We start from the raw sequence: 19,593 nt of genomic DNA, 5'->3' as shown, positions 1-19,593 counted from the left end.
GTACCATTTCCGTCTCTCAGCAATGCTCCATTTCGTTGTATAGAGATAGTATCTTTACTTCCAATAAACACAAACTGATCTTTCGGAATAAAGTCTAGAGCTTCCTTCTGTGCTGAGAGACGGAAATGGTACATATCGCTTAGGTGCTTACATGTCGACAGAACTAAATAAACTGTTAGAAAAATGATTCAGGCCAGAATTATAAAATATGGTACAGCAGACTATGATAAGATGGTTGCTCTTCGTTATAAAATATTGAGAGAACCGCTCGGACTTACATTTTCTGCTGGATATCTCGAAAAGGAGAAAGAGGATATGCTCTGTGTTTGTGAAAATGAAGGGCAGATTGTAGGTTGTTGCATTCTTACGCCAATAGATAAAACGGTAGTTCAATTGCGTCAAATGGCAGTAGATCATTCGGTTCAAAAAAAAGGAATAGGAGCAGAGTTGCTCTTGTTCGCAGAAGAGTCTGCAAAAGAAAACGGATTTGATAAGATTGTATTGCATGCCCGAAAAGTTGCGATAGGATTCTACCTGAAATATAATTATGATATAGTTGGGGATGAGTTTGAAGAAGTAGGTATTCCTCATTTTGAAATGCAGAAAATACTGTAAACATACCAAGAAAAATATTCGTATAAAGACATATATAAATTGAATAATGATGGAAAACGAAAAAAAACAAGTACTGGAAACAGTCTTAAAATATGTAGATATTACATTAACTCCTTTTGGAAAACCTCAACGTACAGTTATAGATATAGAGAAGAGAGATCCGATGTATGATGGTAATGGCGTTGTGTATATGCTGTCTATATTCGAGAAAGGAGAACTGGTGAATAACCGTATCGGTACTTACATGGTTCTGTTAAATAAAGGTGATCAGGCAGGGTTTCATGAGCATGGGACTAAAAAAGAACAAGAATTATATGTGTTGGTTCATGGTGAAGGTGAATATATAGAACGTGAAGGATTGGACAAAATTACTAGAAAGTTCAACCTGAAAAAAGGAAACGTAACATCTATTCAGGGAGATAATAATTATCACTCTATAATCAATACGGGGAACGAGCCTCTGATCGTATTTGTTGTGACTACATATCAGCCTAATATATAAATAACTTTAACTCATAGAGCCTTTTGTTAAAATATTATTTATATTTATTGGAATTAATTGATTGTCTAATTATAAAATCTGTTTTATCATGAATAAAAGAATATTGATGCTAGCGGGCGATTTTGTTGAGGATTACGAATTGATGGTTCCTTATCAGGCACTGGTAAGTGTAGGATTCCATGTAGATGTAGTATGTCCGGGTAAGAAAGCCGGAGAACAGGTTGCTACGGCAATACATGATTTTGTAGGATTTCAGACTTATGCAGAGCTGAGAGGTCATAACTTCACATTGAACAAGACTTTTGATAATGTAAAACTTGAAGATTACGCAGGATTGTATATTACAGGAGGACGAGCTCCTGAATATATTCGTCTCGATCCTAAAGTAATAGAATATACAAAGTATTTCTTCGAAAAAAATCTGCCTGTTGCAGCTATTTGCCACGGTATACAGGTGCTTACTGCCGCAGATGTGGTTAGAGGAAAGACGCTTACCTGCTATGTAGCTGTAGGGCCTGAAGTAAAGTTGGCCGGCGGTAATTACAAAGATATTCCCGCTACCGAAGCTATTACAGACGGTAATCTGACTACCTCCCCTGCATGGCCCGGACATCCGGCTATACTAAAAGAGTTTTATAAACTTCTTGGAGTTAAAATTGAATTGTAAATTATAGAAGTATAAGAGAATGGGAGTGCTCAAAAGTGTATTCTTCTTTTTTGAGCACTCTTATTACTCTAATATATAGCAGTGCTCGCTGCGTAGTTAAGTTAAATAAATAAGATAAAAGACATCTAAACTAAACAGTTTAAAGGAATGAATTTACAGCAGCTTGTGCGCAAGAATGTATGGAATATGAAGCCTTATTCATCGGCCAGAGATGAATTTAAAGGAGAAGCATCTGTGTTTTTAGATGCGAATGAAAATCCACTGAATGATAAGTATAATCGCTATCCCGATCCTTTACAGTGGTCTTTGAAACAAAAAATAGCTAAGGTAAAAAATATAGCTCCCGAAAATATTTTCTTAGGTAATGGCAGTGATGAGCCTATCGATTTGGTTATTCGTGTCTTTTGCGAACCTCGCATTGATAATATTGTTGCCGTTGATCCTACTTACGGGATGTATCAGGTTTGTGCAGAGGTGAACGATATAGAGTATCGGAAGGTATTGCTGAACGAAAACTTCGATTTGGATGCTCAGAAGCTGCTCGAAAAAACAGATCGTAATACAAAGTTGATATTCTTATGCTCTCCTAACAACCCTACAGGAAACTTGTTGAGCAGGGAAGAAATCAAAAAGGTATTAGATTCTTTTACGGGTATTGTAGTCGTTGATGAGGCTTATATAGACTTTGCTTCTGAAGCGACATGGCTGAATGACCTTGATAAATATCCTAATCTGATAATTCTGCAAACATTCTCTAAAGCATGGGGATTGGCTGCTGTACGTCTAGGTATGGCTTTTGCTTCGGCTGAGATAATTAAGCTGTTCAATAAGGTTAAGTATCCATACAATGTAAATATTTTGACTCAAAATTTTGTTGGAGATGAATTAGACAAACTCGAATTAAGAAAGCAGTGGATTGCGACCTTGCTCGAAGGACGAAATTATCTGATAAATGAGTTGCCAAAATTACCTTTTGTAGAGAAAATATATCCCACAGATGCCAATTTTATATTGGTAAAGGTTGAGGACGCCAATAGCCTGTACAAGCAATTAGCAGATAAAGGTGTAATTGTTCGCAACAGGAACTCGGTCTCTTTGTGCGCCGGATGTCTGCGTATAACAGTAGGTACTGATAAAGAAAATGAGATGTTAATTAAAACTTTGCGAGCGTTATAAACATAAACATATCAATAGAGAGGGAAATCCGATCTAAAAGCATATACAATATATTATAATGAAAAAGAAAGCTCTATTTATAGACCGTGATGGTACATTGGTTGTAGAACCACCGATAGATTATCAACTGGATAGCCTCGATAAACTTGAGTTTTATCCAAAGGTTTTTCGTAACCTTTATTTTATCCGAAAGAATCTCGATTTTGAATTTGTGATGGTTACCAATCAAGATGGATTGGGTACCCCATCCTTTCCCGAGGATACATTCTGGCCGGCACATAACAAAATGCTTAAGACGCTGGAAGGAGAAGGAATTGTATTTGAAGACATCCTTATTGATAAAAGTTTCCCTGAAGATAATGCCCCAACACGAAAACCTCGTACAGGTATGTTAGGAAAATATATGACAGGTGATTATGATCTTGAGCATTCTTTTGTGATTGGAGACAGGCAAACAGATGTTGAGCTAGCAAAAAATCTAGGATGTAAAGCTATATTTATGCAAGATGAGTTTGTTTTGCCTGATGAGCTAAAGGATATATGTGTGCTTCAAACTACCGACTGGGACGTTATCTCTGAGTTTTTGTTTGCCGGAGAGCGCAAAGCAGAAGTGAAAAGAACGACCAAAGAAACAGATATATATGTTGCACTCAATCTGGACGGAAAAGGACATTGTCAGATATCTACAGGTTTAGGCTTTTTCGATCATATGCTTGAGCAAATAGGAAAACATTCGGGGATGGATCTTACCATACAAGTTAAAGGTGATCTGCATGTAGACGAGCATCATACGATAGAAGATACTGCTATTGCTTTAGGTGAAGCCATATATAAGGCATTAGGAGATAAAAGAGGCATAGAACGTTATGGCTATAGCTTGCCTATGGATGATTGTTTGTGTTCTGTTGCGCTTGACTTTGGAGGTCGGGCTTGGTTGGTTTGGGATGCAGAGTTTCATCGCGAGAGAGTAGGGGATATGCCTACCGAAATGTTCCTGCACTTTTTCAAGTCTTTGAGCGATTCGGCGAAAATGAACCTCAATATAAAGGCAGAAGGCGCGAATGAGCATCACAAAATAGAAGGCATTTTCAAGGCATTGGCCAGAGCTTTGAAGATGGCGAAGAAGAGAGATATCTTCAATTACGAACTACCTTCTACCAAAGGCGTGATTTGACTATTTAATGTGAAATTGATGCAATAAATAAAGTAAAAGCCTGTTTTTAAAGGTACATTAACTACTCATTTTTCATTTTTTGTGTAAGTTTGCACCAATGAAAAAATATACAGTATTTCTTTTCTTATTTCTTTTCGCTTCTCTTGTTGCGGAAGCACAAAACAAGAAAGCTTTACAGTCTCCCGCAATAGTGGAGAAAGCGGATTCTATATCTGCAAGTCTTGGTAAATTGCCTCCGAGTGGACGAAAAATAGATACAGTAAAAGTAGAAGTTCCTAATATATATGTGTGGAAAATAACACCACGTTTGGGAGAACGTATATTTATTCCTCGCGATTCGGCTGTAATAGATTTTCATAAAAGTATGTTAGTGGATGGGAAAGGTGTAGCCATTGGCTATTTGGGCAATGTAGGCTCTCCTTTACAATCCAAAATATTCTTTGAACGTCCCGAACCTTCCCGTTTTATTTTTCAAGATCCGGTACGTGCATGGCGAAAAGGGCCGGAGGATCAGGTGTTCTATAATACTAAAGTGCCTTACTCTGAGATTAAATATCAAAGTGGAGGTGGTGGAGAAAGTGCTGAAAATCGTTTTCAGGGAGAGATATCTATGAATATGGGTAAAAAACTGAATGTCGGTTTTGATTTTGACTATATCTATTCTCGTGGATTTTACAATTCTTTGTCAAATAAAGGAGTAAGTTATGACTTCTATGCCAGCTATATAGGTGACAAATATAAGATGCATGCTTACTTCCAGAATAATAATTTTACTATTATCGAGAATGGTGGTATATCCGATACATTATATATTTCAAACCCTGACCATCCCAATGTAGTAAATAATGGAAACTTCAAAGGGAGTTCGTTGGATATTCCTACACGAATGCAGGATACTTGGAACAGACTCAGAGGTCGTAATCTGTATGTGACTAACAGATATGATCTGGGTGATGATACAGAAACATATCCTGTAAATGATAGCGTGATGGGAACACGCAAAAAGAAGGACTATGTTTCGTTAGCAAGTGTGATCTTTACAACGCACTATACAGATCAACGTCGCAGATTTAATTCAAACTATAGTAATATAGCGAATGTATATACCCCACAGCTTTGGAATGGGGAGAAGGGCTGGACTACTCTTTCGGATCCGAAGTATGAAGCGAATATTGATGATTATATGTCATATTATTCTTTCAAGAATACATTGGCATTAGCGATGAATGAAGGCTTCCGGAAATGGACGAAATTTGGTTTAACAGCCTTCATTGAGCATGATCTGCGTAAATATTCTATGCCTTTTTTAGGTATCGAGGAATCAGGGACTATGTATGGTCTTCCAGGTGCATCGATGAAGGAAAGTGAATATTCATTGCTTGTAGGAGGAGTCTTAACGAAGGAAAAGGGGAAGTTTTTAAGATATAGGGCTACAGCCGAAAAAGATTTACATAATAGCGATTACAGGCTCGAAGGAGAAATTACTACTCGATTGAATTTCAGAAATAAAGACTTTTCGGTAAAAGCTAATGCTTATATAAAGAATATAAGTCCAAGTTTTTTTCAGAACAATTTTTCATCTAAGTATTGGAACTGGAAGGATATGGGTTTGAAAGATACCCGTCGTGTTTATATAGGCGGAGAGATTGTTTTTCCAGAACTGTCATTTTCTCAGACTCGGATAAGTGGAGGTGTTGAAAATATAACAGGTCTTATATATTATAATCAGGAGAAGAGAATAGCTCAAAGCAATGAGGATATACATGTGATAGCTTTACGCCTCGATCAGAATTTCAGATCCGGGATTTTTCACTGGGATAATCAGGCTGTATATCAATACACCAAGAGTGAAGAAGCATTACCTTTACCTCAATGGAGTTTGTATTCAAATATATACCTGACTACTAAACTGGCTAGAGTATTGACATTGCAATTGGGCGCAGATGCTTATATTCATGCAAAATATCATATGCCGGGCTACGAGCCTTTGACTATGCAGTTTTATAATCAACAAGATATGAAACTCGGTGAATTTCCTGTTGTGAGTGCTTATCTGAACCTTCATCTAAAATATACTCGCTTTTTTGTTATGATGTATAATGTAGCAGAAGGGATGTTTGGTGCGGAATCATTCTCTTTATATCGTTATCCGGTAAACCCTCGGGTTTTAAAATTAGGAATTTCATGGCAATTCAATAATTAGTAAAATTATGAAGAATAAGGCTTTCTTATCGGTTCCCATAATTGTTATTATTCTGATTTTTGTTTGGATTTTTATACGGAATAATGCTACAGATAAGAATTTTCGTGACTATTCTCAGATTCAGCACGAAGGAGTACTCCGCGTAGTTACAGACTATAACTCTGTTGGCTACTTTGTGTTAGGCGATACGATTGCTGGCTTCAATCACGACCTTATTGAATTATTACAGGAGAATATTCCTTTAAAAATAGATATTCAGCTAGAATCTAGTATAGATAAAAGTATGGATGGATTGAGAACAGGAAAGTACGATATTGTGGCTAGGAATATACCTGTTACTTCAGAGCTGCGCGACTCTGTAAATTTCACAGAAGCCATTGCTCAGAACAGACAGGTGTTGATTCAACGTAAAAAAAAGTATAATGATAATATAGATCCGATTAGGAGTCATTTAGACCTGGCTAAGAAAACGCTTTATGTTCCTGCTAAGTCTCCGGTTATCCTTCGGATACAAAACTTGGCGCATGAAATAGGGGACACAATATATATAAAGGAAGATCCGGCCTACGGCTCCGAACAGCTGGCTATGATGGTAGCATCAGGAGATATCGATTTTGCAGTTTGCGACGAAAAGGTAGCAGCTAATATTGCCAAGACATCGCCCGAAATAGATTATTCAACTTTTGTAGGTTTTACTCATTTAGAGGCCTGGGCTGTGAGGAAAAGCTCCCCTGTCTTGCTTGATTCTCTGAATGTTTGGATCAGTCGTATAAAGGGGACGGAAGCATATAATAAAATATACAAAAAATACTATAATTGAGTTTTTTTTAGCGCTATTTTAGTAGAACTAATAGAGTTTGTTATTCATCATTGAAAAATACACCATGCGAATATAAAATTTTTCTGCATTTTTATATGCTGTTACAAGAAAAATGATTAAAATTGCTAAGTGGACTTTGCAATGACATAAAAAAAAGTTACCTTCGTCGGGGTTTTAAGGAATATCGAGTGGAATCTTTTTTTCGGACACATAAGTATTTAGTTGAACATCTTTTCGAAGATGCAACTCCCAGGCTGTTAATGCAACAGATTGACTGGTCGCGCCGTTTGATTGGAATCAAGGGGGCGAGAGGTGTCGGGAAAACTACATTCCTTCTGCAATATGCTAAAGAGTTCTTTGAGCTAGACAAACGAGACTGTTTATATATCAATATGAATCAGTTTTATTTTACAGTCAGAACAATCTTTAGTTTTGCAAAAGAGTTCGTAGAAAAAGGAGGTAAGACGCTTCTACTTGATCAGGTATATAAGTATCCGGGGTGGTCTAAAGAATTGAGAGAATGTTACGAATGTCTTCCTCAATTGAAGATCGTATTTACAGGCTCTACTGTGAACAAGCTCGGAGAAGATGCAGAACTGGCATCTATTGTAGATGTATATAATTTAAGAGGTTTTTCCTATCGGGAATTCTTAAATATTCAATTTGGAAAGAATTTCAAACCGTATGGTTTGGATGACATAATAAATAATCATCGTGAAATAGCAGAGAATATATTCTCAGAGATCAACCCTTTAGAACATCTATGGGGTTATATACATCACGGTTATTATCCGTTTTTTCTTGAAAAAAGAAATTTTTCGGAAAATTTACTCAAAACGGTAAATATGATGTTGGAGGTAGATGTGTTGTCTATCAAACAAATAGAGATGTCTTATTTGCCCAAATTAAGAAAATTGCTGTATCTATTGTCTTTGTCTGCACCGGGCAAACCCAATATCAGCCAATTGAGTACCGACTGTGAGATATCCAGAGCTACAGTGACTAATTATCTGGAATATTTGCGTAGTGCCAGATTGATAAATATGCTTTATAGAGAAGGAGAGGAGTTTCCAAAGAAACCCGACATGGTCTATATGCATAATACGAATCTGATTTTCCCTCTGAAAATATCAGATGTGAATGATCAGGAGCTGCGTGAAACATTTTTCTACAATCAGGTGCATCACAGCGATAGCAAATTGAAGAAAGGAGCTAAAAGCGGAATGTTTATTGTCGAAAATGATGACAAGAAATATAAATTTAAGATAGATGGTCAAAAAACCAGAGGCAAACATAAACCGGAGATGCTTTACGTAATAGCAAATCTAGAGAGGGGTGATAGAAATATTATTCCTTTATGGCTGTTTGGTTTTTTATATTAAAAGAATAAGGAGCTGATAATTGAAAAGTTGTCAACTTAGCCAAATCAAAAAAATGTAAACTAAAAAAAGATAATCAACTATTAAAAAGTATGGCTAAACAAAAAAAATTCATTACATGTGATGGTAATCAGGCCGCAGCGCATATCTCTTATATGTTCAGCGAAGTGGCTTCGATATATCCAATCACACCATCATCAACTATGGCAGAGTATGTTGATGAATGGGCAGCAGCCGGACGCAAAAATATATTCGGCGAAATCCTCAGAGTGCAGGAAATGCAGTCGGAGGCTGGTGCTGCTGGTGCAGTTCACGGATCATTACAGGCTGGAGCTCTAACAACTACTTATACGGCATCGCAGGGATTGTTGTTGATGATCCCTAATATGTACAAAATAGCAGGAGAGTTACTCCCTAGCGTTTTCCACGTATCGGCACGTGCTTTGGCGGCACAAGCTTTGTCTATCTTCGGAGACCATCAGGATGTTATGGCAGCTCGTCAGACCGGGTTTGCTATGTTCTTCTCGGGCTCGGTACAAGAAGTTATGGACTTGTCTGCTGTTCCTCACTTGGCAACTCTCGAGTCTCGTATTCCTTTTATGAACATTTTTGATGGATTCCGTACATCTCACGAAATACAGAAAGTGGAAGAAATGAGTCAGGATGACTTAATTCCTCTTGTTAACCAGGAGGCTCTTAAAGGATTCCGTGATAGAGCATTGAATCCAGAAAATCCTGTAACTCGTGGTACTGCCCAGAATGATGATATTTATTTCCAATCGCGTGAAGCTGCTAATAAATTCTATGATGCAGTACCTGCTATTGTTGAAAAATATTTAGAAGAAATCAATAAGATTACAGGGCGCAAATACGGCTTGTTTGATTATTACGGAGCTGAAGATGCCGACCGTGTGATTATAGCTATGGGTTCGGTAACAGAAGCAATTAAAGAAACTGTAGACTTCTTGAATGCCAAAGGAGAGAAAGTCGGCTTAGTAGCAGTTCACCTTTATCGTCCATTCAAAGCTGAAGCTTTCCTTTCTGCAGTTCCTAAAACTGCAACAAGAATAGCTGTACTTGACCGTACAAAAGAACCGGGAGCTCTTGGACAGCCATTGTATATGGATGTAAAAGACTGTTTCTTCGGTAAAGCTGATGCCCCTACAATTGTTGGTGGTATTTATGGACTTTCTTCTAAAGATACCACCCCGGCTCAGATTATGTCTGTGTACGAAAATCTGGCAATGAACCTGCCTAAGAACGATTTTACAATCGGTATCGTAGATGATGTTACATTCAAATCATTACCTCTTAAAGAAGAAGTTTCTGTAGATGATACTACTTATGAAGCTAAATTCTATGGTTTAGGATCGGATGGTACAGTAGGAGCAAACAAAAATACAGTTAAGATTATCGGTGACAATACCAATAAATATTGTCAGGCTTATTTTGCGTACGACTCTAAAAAATCAGGAGGATTTACAGCATCGCATCTTCGCTTTGGTGATAATCCTATCCGTTCTACATATTTGGTAAATACTCCAAACTTTGTAGCATGTCACGTTCCTGCTTATTTACATTTGTATGATGTAACTAAAGGATTGAAGAAAAACGGAACATTCCTTCTCAACTCTGTATGGAGCAAAGAAGAAGTAGGAAACTACCTTCCTGATAATGTGAAAAAATATCTTGCAGTCAACAATATCAATTTCTATATCATCAACGCAACTCAGATTGCAACAGAAATTGGTCTTGGAGGCCGTACAAATACAATCCTTCAATCAGCATTCTTTAAGATTTCGAATGTAATCCCTTACGACTTGGCTGTAGAACAAATGAAGAAATTCATTGTGAAATCATACGGACGTAAAGGTGAAGACGTTATCAATAAGAATTATGCTGCGGTTGATCGTGGTATCGAACTTGAAAAGGTTGAAGTTCCGGCAGAATGGGCAAATATTGTAGTTGGTAAACCTGAAGAAGATGACGCTCCTGAGTTTATCAAAAACGTAGTTCGTCCAATAAATGCACAACGTGGTTACGATCTTCCTGTATCTGTTTTCGTAGGTCGTGAAGATGGTACATGGGATCATGGTACTACAGAGTATGAAAAACGCGGTGTTGCTGCTTTTGTGCCTGTATGGGATGCCGAAAACTGTATACAGTGTAACCAGTGTGCTTATGTTTGTCCTCATGCTACTATACGTCCGTTTGTTTTGGATGCAGAAGAGCAAGCTCAAGTTCCGGGCGATGTTACTTTGTTGAAAGCACAAGGTAAACAATTTGATGGTATGGGCTTCCGCATTCAAGTGGATGTGCTAGACTGCCTTGGTTGTGGTAACTGTGCTGATATATGTCCGGGTAAGAAAGGAAACTCTGCTCTTACAATGGTTGAGATCGGATCACAATTCCCTGAACAAGACAACTGGGACTTCATGGTCAAGAATGTAACTAGCAAGGCTCATCTTATTGATACTAAATTGAATGTGAAGAACTCTCAATTTGCAACTCCGCTGTTTGAGTTCTCGGGTGCATGTTCTGGTTGTGGAGAAACTCCATATATCAAACTTGTGACTCAGTTGTTTGGTGATCGTATGTTAATTGCCAACGCTACAGGTTGTACATCAATATATGGTGGTTCAGCTCCATCTACTCCATACCGTAAGAATGAAGAAGGTAAAGGACCGGCATGGGCTAATTCACTATTCGAAGATAATGCAGAATATGGTCTTGGTTTTGCCTTGGCTAATATCACTATGCGCAACAGACTCGAAAAACTGATGAATCAAGCTCAGGATTGCGATAAATGTTCACCTGAAATAAAAGCTCTATACAAAGAATGGGTAGAAAATAAAGATGAGGCTGACAAGACAAAAGAACTTACAGCTGCAATGTTACCATTACTGGAAGTAGAGAAAGATAAATGTGACTACTGCAAAGAGATATATTCATTGAAACAATATCTAATCAAGCGTTCTATCTGGATATTTGGTGGTGACGGTTGGGCATATGATATAGGTTTCGGTGGATTGGATCATGTATTGGCTACAGGCGAAGATATCAATATTCTGGTATTGGATACAGAGGTGTACTCTAATACAGGAGGTCAGTCTTCTAAATCTACTCCGATAGCAGCCGTAGCTAAATTTGCTGCAGCAGGAAAGAAGATTCGCAAGAAAGACCTTGGTATGATAGCTACTACATACGGTTATGTATATGTAGCTCAGATTGCTATGGGTGCTAACCAAGGACAATGTCTGAAAGCGATCAAAGAAGCTGAAGAATATAAAGGCCCATCATTAGTTATTGCATACTCTCCTTGTATCAGCCATGGTCTGAGAAAAGGAATGGGACATGCACAGGATGAAGAGAAAGCAGCAGTTGCTTGCGGATACTGGCATCTATGGCGCTACAACCCGATGTTGGAAGAGGAAGGCAAAAATCCATTTACAATGGATAGCAAAGAGCCTGACTGGTCTAAATTCCAAGCGTTCTTAGGTAATGAAGTTCGCTATACATCTCTACAAAAATCAAATCCTTCTGAAGCTTCTGAGCTATATGAAGCAGCACAGAACAATGCGATGTGGAGATATAATAGTTATCAGCGTTTAGCTAATAGCAGTTTTGGCAAATTTGACGAGACAAAAGAACTGTAAATTAATAAATATTATCGATGAGAGGGGAGCCTGGAAAGGCTTCCCTTTTATGTTTTTAAGAACACGCAAAATCCAATCGTTTATTGAGTTAAGTTATTATTTGATAAGAAAATAAATAAATATTAAAAAAAAATATTATCTTTGCCAAACTTGATATATCGTTACTATAACTGTTACAAAACAAATGAACAAAAAAACTTTACTGACTTCACTGCTATTGGTGTGTGTATCAATAGTTTCTTATGCTCAACGTCAAAGCTCAGAGCAATATTCAGTTCCTTCGAGGAATGAATATTTGTTAAAAGATCCAGTGTGGTTCATATCCATTGGAGGTGGTGCCCAATTATATGTGGGCGAGGATGATAATGGTGTTCCGTGGAATAGGACGTCATTTTCTAGTAGATTAACCTTTGCTCCAACACTTTCCGTTGGTCGTAGAATGAGTACATTAATTACTCTACGAGCTCAAATATCAGGAGGAAGTATACATGGCTTCAATGATGGTTGGAGCGGAACTTACGATAGATGGTGGAAACATGGAACGAATGGCGAAGGGTTAAAAATGTTAACTAAAGATCCCGCTTGGGATTATATGGGTTGGATTGAAGGTGTTGATTATGAGTATAGTGCTGTTGATGAGAGTGGAGTGCCTGTTTGGCATCCTACAAAATATCAACCAAACGAACAATATTATATGCAACATTTACGTTATATGAGTATAACTGGAGATGTGCAGTTAAATTTTCTTAATCTTATAAATGGATATAAGCCCGAACGTAAGTTCGAAATAAATCCTTTTGTAGGTGTAGGCATGTATCAGCGCTTTGCTCATAGAGGAAATCTTCAGGGTACTTTCTTTGGTGGAAGCGGCGGTTTGAACTTAGGCTTTAATTTAACTCGTAACTGGCAAATATTTGGAGAGGGAAGAGTCGTTTTACTTAGTGATACCTTTGATGGACAAAAAGGGGATAAAAGTAATAATGGGCTAGCTCAGGCAACACTAGGTGTAACCTATAAGTTCACAAATCCAAAATATATTGACCCTGCTATTGAAACTCGTTTACGTTTGCCTTACAATATAGCCCGTGCCTGTGACAATATGGTTCTTGTTCCGGGAGGTAATATAGAGTTAGGGACAGGTATTGATCCTTTATGGGGAGATGAAGTTCCTCGTAAACTTGTTGCTGTTAGCCCGTTTTGGATGGATGAAACCGAAGTTACAAATAAGCAGTATCGTGAGTTTGTATATTGGGTGCGTGACTCTATTATAAGAGAGCGTTTGGCAGATCCGGCGTATGGAGGAGACCCAACGTTTAAAGTTTTAGTAAGACCAGAAGATCGAAATAGTGCTGTTGGGCAGCGTTTAAACTGGAGTAAGCCAATTCCTTGGAAAAATCCAACTCAACGCGAACAGGCTGCTATAAACAGTGTGATAGGAGGAAATCCTTTTGCTGCGGATAAATCCGGATTGATAAATACTGCTTTGAATTTTAAATATGACTGGTTTGACGTAAAAAGTTATAATGCGTTTTTGGCAAAACTAAAAGAAGGCGATGCACGTTCTATAGTTATATCCAAGGATACAGCTTATGTAAATCAAAGAGGTGATATTATTCGCGAAACGTTAGCAAGATCATCGCACGGAGATAAGATTGATTTTACAAATACATATATTGTAAATGTTTACCCTGATGTGATGGCATGGATGACAGACTTTGCTAATGCAAAGAGTGAACAATATGTTGGTAAATATTTTAATGATAAGGCTTATAATAATCATCCTGTGGTAGGTGTATCGTGGGAACAAGCGGATGCTTATTGTGCATGGCGTACAGATCGCTATTTGGCTGAAAAGAAGTGTAGCTTAGACGGTTTCGAAGGATATCGTTTGCCTACAGAAGCTGAATGGGAATTTGCCGCAAGAAACGGACGTTCGGAGTTGATTTATCCGTGGTATTCGGATAAAACGCATACAACCGATGGGCTCGCTCATGCTAACTTCAGAGCATCAAAAGATTTGAAAGACTTAATGTCCCCTGTGGCAAGCTTTTTACCAAATCGTTTTGGACTTTACGATATGGCGGGTAATGCGGCAGAATGGACAACTACAACATTTACGGAATCTGTAGACCGTATGGCTGATGAAGCTAATCCTGATTTCAGCTATAGAGCAGTACTTGCAGACCCAAGAGTGTTGAAACGTAAAATTGTAAAAGGAGGTTCATGGAAAGACTCTACGGTTAAATCCGGAGATCGTTCTGTTGAATTTCAAGATAAAGGCCGTTCATTCATTGGTTTCAGATGTGTAAGAACATGGAGCTTTGATGAAAGGGGTAAATTCTATTAAAAAATAATTTTTAAGAGAGCTCTCAAAATGGGAAAAGCGTGGCATAGTTTTAGGCGATTTATTGCAAGTAGAAGAGGACAGACAGTGTTTAATATTCTTTATAGTTGGGGTGCTGCTGTAGTCATCCTGGGGGCAATGTTTAAAATTATGCATGTACCCGCAGGGAACATCGTTCTGATGATCGGAATGATTGTCGAGGTTATTGTTTTTATCGCTGCAGGGTTCGACTATTCATCTCCATCAAGTGATGAGGTCGGAGCGAATGCTTTATCCGGAGTAATAGTAAGTGGTGGGGTTGGATATGACGAATCCCCTTCTAATATAAAACTAGCAGAGGGAAGGAAATCCGGAGATTCTATAAAATCCTCCGGAGTTTCCGGCTCTTCGGTCGTTGTTCTTGGCGGTTCGAGTGGAAATGGAGTAACAGCTGTTTCTGGCAGTGGATCATCTTCATCATCGCCTACAGGGCAACCTTCTGCTACTCGTACAGGTTCGGCAGATTATGGACAGAGTGCAGCAAATACAGCTCAGAATTTAGAAGAATTCTCCATTACAATTAACTCGTTGAATGAGGCTTCTCAGAAACTGTTGAAAGCATACAATCAAATCACCGAAACAAATGGTTTTGTAGACAATCTGACTACATTAAATCAGAATGTGAGTGGTTTGAACGATGTCTTTAATGCACAATTACAGACTATAACTGAACAAATGTCGGCTATCAGATATATCAATGACAGTTTGGCAAGGATGAAGAATTTATATGATGGAGCTATTGGTGATAGTTACATGTTCAGAGAAGAGTCTGCGAAAATGACCAAACACATTGAGGCTTTGAACAATGTATATGCTCGTTTATTACAAGCTATGACAACGAATAACAATCCAAACCAACCTAAATTCTAAAATAATCGGGGAAATAGAAAACAGAATTAGAAACCTAAAGAAGAGAATATAAAATGGCTTTAAGTAAAGGGCAATTGACAAGGCAGAAGATGATTAATCTCATGTATCTGGTGTTTATTGCGATGCTAGCTCTAAATGTTTCTACCGAAGTATTGGATGGATTTGTGATGATTAATGATAATATTCAGGAATCTATAACCGTCACAGATGAAAGAAATAAACAGATATACGCAGATATAGCTGCTTCTTATGAGACTAACAGAGATAAAACTCAGGACTCATATAATAGGGCACAAAGTGTAAAGGCTAAGACCGATTCTATTTTCGATTATTTGCAGTATCTAAAACTGGAAATTGCGAAAAAGACAGATGGAGCCGATGCTGATATAAATAATTTGAAATCGAAAGATAATCTCGATGCTTCTTCCGAAGTAATGATTTCACCGGTGGGTGGTCAGGGAAAGAAGCTGAAAAAGATACTGGACACGTATAGGGAAGCCATGATAGCGCAGATTCCTGATGAGAGCAAACGTAAGATTGTAAGCAGTACTTTATCTACTGAACCTTCTGCAAGAGCGAAGAAGGATCATAAAGATTGGATAACTTCGTCTTTTGACGGTATGCCAAGTATTGCTGTGCTGACTTTCCTTTCAGAATTGCAAATGAATGTGAAGCAGGCTGAGGGGGAAGTTCTGAATGATCTTGCTAAAAATATCGACTTGAAAGATATTCGTGTCAATGAACTTAGTGCGTTTGTTGTTCCGCAGTCAAATATGGTGATGAAAGGTGTACCTTACAAAGCCAATATTATAATGGCGGCAGTAGATACAACACAACGGCCTCGTATTGTAATAAATGGTAAAGAGTTACCAACCGCGAAAAATGGTTTGTATGAAGTAGGTACAGGAGCTTCCGGTACATATAAATTCGATGGATTTATCGAACTAATGGATAGAAGCGGATTGCCTGTAAGACGTAATTTCTCTCAGGAATATACAGTAATGGAACCTATGGCCACAGTCGCGCCATTCTGGATGGATGTGCTATATGCCGGAGTTCAGAATATGTTGACTATTGCTGTGCCGGGTGTAGCCAGCCAGGACGTACAGGCTACAGTGTTAAGTGGAGGGACATTAACTCCTTCGGGCAAAGATTGGGTTGCAGTGCCTTCACCATCTCTGATAGGTCAGAAGTTTATAATTTCTGTATCTGCAAAGGTGAATGGAACACAACAATTCATAGCAAGGAAGGAGTTGAGGATCCGTCCGTTACCGGAACCATTAGCGTTTATCTCATATACAGATCAGAACGGTGCACCAAAAGTATTTAGAAAAGGAGTTATAGCCAGATCTATACTGCTGGGCACACAGGGTATAAAAGCTTCTATCGATGATGGTATTCTGAATATTCCATTTCAGGTTTTGAGCTTCAGAACAATGTCTGTGGACGCTATGGGAAATGTAACTCCTGAAATGTCAAGTGGTGCTAATTTCTCATCTCGTCAGGTAGAACAGATGCGAAGAATGACTAGAGGTACAATTTTAATAATATCAGGGATAAAAGCTAAAGGCCCCGATGGTATAGAAAGAGATCTATACCCAATGGAAGTAAGAATTAATTAATTAACACAAAATACACATCCTATGAAATATATTGTTTCATTAATGTTGGGTGGACTGCTCTCGGCAAGTTCACTCTTTGCACAAAACTCAGCAAATAACGAATTCAGAATGATGAATGGCGCACCTGTCACATCGTCCACAGAAGATATGATTACAGAGATTTCGTCCAGAGAACTTTTTCTTATGGAGAATTCGATGAACAATTATTCATCCGCTACATGGACTAGAGATATATACAGAGAAGTATATGATGTAGAGGGTAATGAATCGTTATTTTACCCAACAGTGTCAACCGAAAAACGTGCGAATTTATTTTCTCTTCTGATTAATCTTTTATCAGATAATACAATTGCCGCGTATAAATTCGAAGATCAACCCGACTTCAACGATGATAGTAAATTTACAGCAAAAGAGGTGATGGATCAGAATCGCATTGGATATACAGTAAATGACAATCGTACACTTACCATAAAAAGAGAAGATTTGGCGAATATGCAAATCACTTGTTACCTTGTAAAGGAAAAGTGGTATTATGATATCGCAACAGGAAAAGGTGACGTGCGTGTAGAAGCGATTTGCCCTGTAATTTGTGATAGAGGAAGAGAATATCCGATGTTTTGGGTAATGTTTGACGATATCAGTGTATATCTCGCCAGAGCGATATCACCTGTGGCTGTGGCTAATGTTACTCCCGTATTAAGTAATGCTTCTTTTTACGATATCTTCAGAAACAGATATTATAGAGGGTGTATATACCGTGTAGGGGTGCGAGACTTAGCTAAATATTTTACGACCCCTGAAAGTCTTACAAAAGAACGCAAACGTATTGAAAGCGAACTTGACTTTGTGCAATCCCGTTTTGATGCTGTAGCAACAGCTCATCAGAAGAATTAAGGAATTATGAGTTTTATATAGCCGAATTGAAGGGGGGGGGATCCGTATGGATACCCCCTTTTCTTTTGCTAGTTTTTTTTGTGTAAATTAAGTTATAAAAAGGAATTATTATCGCATTCGCTCTTATCTGTTTTTTATCACAGAGTAAAATGAGTACCACAGAATTTTTGTATTATATACTTATATACAAGAAAAAAGCTTAAAAGTTTCCTCTTAAGCTTTCTTTGTGAATAAATATAAGTAATTCTGATTATTTTGGTCTTACAAATACTTTATACTCCCATGCTTTTAGAGACTGGGGTAATTCCGGAACATTCACTCCTGCGAAATAATCGGTATAGCTGCCACGTCCTATGGCGTCATTGCTAGTATACTTGATATCTTTATTCGATAAGTTGAGCATTACAACAATCTCTTGTCCGGCTCTTTCTCTCGAATATATCAACAGCTCCTTATTTGCAGAAGTATTATATTTCTTGAATGTGCCGCCTTGTCCGGCTTGTAACGCAGGATGGGTATGTTTTAATTGGTTTAGCTTCTTATAGAACTGTGTTATGCTATTTTCTGCCCATGAAGGAACCATATCTTTTTCGAAGAATGACAAGCGTTTTTTGAGTCCTACTTCCTGACCTGTATATATCATTGGCATGCCATTCAACGTGTAGGTAAGAACTGCAAACGCTTCAACACCTTTTCCGTAGCGTTCAAACTCTGTTCCATTCCATGAATTTTCATCATGGTTTGTTAAAAAGAGCATTTTATAAGCGTCCGGGCACATTATAGTATCCAGCTTTTGAGTATATGATGTAATATCTTCTGCACTCTTTGTTCCTTTGTTTACATCAGCCATCATGTGCATCAACTCCCATGAGTAGTTTGCATCAAATGCGTGTTCCAGTAAATCATAATTTTCAGATTCAGCAAGCATAAATACAGGCTTGATGCTATCTAAAGTTTCACGTACATCGTTCCAGAAATCGGTAGGTACTTCATGAGCCATATCACAGCGATATCCGTCTATATTGAAATCCTTTATCCAGTATTTCAAGGCATCTGTCATTGCGGCTCTCATATCTTTATTGTCATAATTCAGTTCGTAGGTATCAGTCCAGTCATACGGGCTTTTGATATTACCAAGACTATCTTTCATATACCAATCGGGATGTTCTGTAGTCCAGGCATTGTCGCAACCGGTATGATTTGCAACCCAGTCCAGTATTACTTTAAAGCCCATCTCATGTGCTTTATCTACCAGCTTTTTGAAATCCTCTTTTGTTCCAAATTCAGGGTTGATATCTTTATAGTCTCTTACAGCATAGTAACTTCCGAGAGTGCCTTTTCTATTCTTTTCCGAAATAGGATGTACAGGCATAAACCAAAGCACGTCTACACCCAGCTCTTTGAGTCGGGGAAGATGTTGTTCGAAAGCGGCAAAGGTTCCCTCTTTGGTATACTGTCTTACGTTAACTTCATATATTACAGCGTTCTGAGTCCAATCCAAGTGTTTGACTGTGCACTTCTCTTCTTGTTGCGCCCCAGAGCTTTCTGTTTGAGGTTTTGGTTTACATGCATAGCTGGTAAGAGCTATTAATGTGATTACAAATAATAATTTATTTTTCATAAATATTTATT

At 38.0% G+C, this 19,593-nt stretch carries 14 protein-coding genes; 13 read left to right on the top strand and 1 reads right to left on the bottom strand.

The genetic code is table 11. The features are described 5' to 3' along the window. Positions 1 to 183 precede the first annotated feature (183 nt). The 13 genes from LDB17_RS03210 (at position 184) to gldN (ending at position 17,961) form a co-directional block, all read left to right on the top strand. Entirely contained in the window at positions 184 to 615 is a 432-nt protein-coding gene (locus LDB17_RS03210) for a GNAT family N-acetyltransferase (protein WP_252637706.1), read from the top strand. 46 nt (positions 616 to 661) lie between these two features. Beyond that, positions 662 to 1,117 carry a hypothetical protein gene (locus LDB17_RS03205; RefSeq protein ID WP_291104311.1) on the top strand — a complete coding sequence of 152 codons (456 nt, stop codon included), beginning with the start codon at positions 662 to 664 and terminating at the stop codon, positions 1,115 to 1,117. Between the two features lie 88 nt (positions 1,118 to 1,205). After that, positions 1,206 to 1,784 (top strand): DJ-1/PfpI family protein, encoded by a 579-nt coding sequence (locus LDB17_RS03200; protein ID WP_252637708.1) that lies wholly within the window; start codon positions 1,206 to 1,208, stop codon positions 1,782 to 1,784. 147 nt (positions 1,785 to 1,931) lie between these two features. After that, positions 1,932 to 2,960: a histidinol-phosphate transaminase gene (gene hisC, locus LDB17_RS03195; protein ID WP_252637709.1), complete on the top strand. Its 1,029-nt coding sequence runs from the start codon at positions 1,932 to 1,934 to the stop codon at positions 2,958 to 2,960. 58 nt (positions 2,961 to 3,018) lie between these two features. Further along, complete coding sequence (gene hisB / locus LDB17_RS03190; RefSeq protein WP_252637710.1) at positions 3,019 to 4,134, top strand: bifunctional histidinol-phosphatase/imidazoleglycerol-phosphate dehydratase HisB; 1,116 nt, start codon at positions 3,019 to 3,021, stop codon at positions 4,132 to 4,134. Between the two features lie 97 nt (positions 4,135 to 4,231). Beyond that, positions 4,232 to 6,337 (top strand): putative porin, encoded by a 2,106-nt coding sequence (locus LDB17_RS03185; RefSeq protein ID WP_252637711.1) that lies wholly within the window; start codon positions 4,232 to 4,234, stop codon positions 6,335 to 6,337. Positions 6,338 to 6,344: 7 nt separating this feature from the next. Continuing rightward, the gene (locus LDB17_RS03180; RefSeq protein ID WP_252637712.1) at positions 6,345 to 7,157 is read left to right on the top strand and encodes a transporter substrate-binding domain-containing protein; all 813 of its coding nucleotides are present in this window, start codon (positions 6,345 to 6,347) and stop codon (positions 7,155 to 7,157) included. Positions 7,158 to 7,345: 188 nt separating this feature from the next. Beyond that, complete coding sequence (locus LDB17_RS03175) at positions 7,346 to 8,539, top strand: AAA family ATPase (RefSeq protein WP_252637713.1); 1,194 nt, start codon at positions 7,346 to 7,348, stop codon at positions 8,537 to 8,539. An 89-nt stretch (positions 8,540 to 8,628) separates the two neighbouring features. Next, positions 8,629 to 12,192 (top strand): pyruvate:ferredoxin (flavodoxin) oxidoreductase, encoded by a 3,564-nt coding sequence (gene nifJ, locus LDB17_RS03170; RefSeq protein ID WP_252637714.1) that lies wholly within the window; start codon positions 8,629 to 8,631, stop codon positions 12,190 to 12,192. Between the two features lie 184 nt (positions 12,193 to 12,376). Then, the gene (locus LDB17_RS03165) at positions 12,377 to 14,539 is read left to right on the top strand and encodes an SUMF1/EgtB/PvdO family nonheme iron enzyme (protein WP_252637715.1); all 2,163 of its coding nucleotides are present in this window, start codon (positions 12,377 to 12,379) and stop codon (positions 14,537 to 14,539) included. A gap of 27 nt (positions 14,540 to 14,566) precedes the next feature. Continuing rightward, positions 14,567 to 15,445, top strand: coding sequence for a gliding motility protein GldL (gene gldL, locus LDB17_RS03160; RefSeq protein WP_252637716.1), 879 nt, complete (start codon positions 14,567 to 14,569; stop codon positions 15,443 to 15,445). 53 nt (positions 15,446 to 15,498) lie between these two features. Further along, complete coding sequence (gene gldM / locus LDB17_RS03155; RefSeq protein WP_252637717.1) at positions 15,499 to 17,067, top strand: gliding motility protein GldM; 1,569 nt, start codon at positions 15,499 to 15,501, stop codon at positions 17,065 to 17,067. A 21-nt stretch (positions 17,068 to 17,088) separates the two neighbouring features. Next, entirely contained in the window at positions 17,089 to 17,961 is an 873-nt protein-coding gene (gldN, locus tag LDB17_RS03150; protein WP_252637718.1) for a gliding motility protein GldN, read from the top strand. Positions 17,962 to 18,211: 250 nt separating this feature from the next. Here gldN and LDB17_RS03145 read toward each other — a convergent pair whose 3' ends face one another. After that, positions 18,212 to 19,582 carry an alpha-amylase family glycosyl hydrolase gene (locus tag LDB17_RS03145; protein ID WP_252637719.1) on the bottom strand — a complete coding sequence of 457 codons (1,371 nt, stop codon included), beginning with the start codon at positions 19,580 to 19,582 and terminating at the stop codon, positions 18,212 to 18,214. Between the last annotated feature and the right edge of the window lie 11 nt (positions 19,583 to 19,593).

The sequence above is a fragment of the Dysgonomonas sp. Shenzhen-Wh21 genome (assembly GCF_043392705.1).
In the GTDB taxonomy this organism is placed as follows: domain Bacteria; phylum Bacteroidota; class Bacteroidia; order Bacteroidales; family Dysgonomonadaceae; genus Dysgonomonas.
Note: the sequence above shows the minus strand (reverse complement) of the source record. Positions and strands in the feature narration are given on the sequence as shown.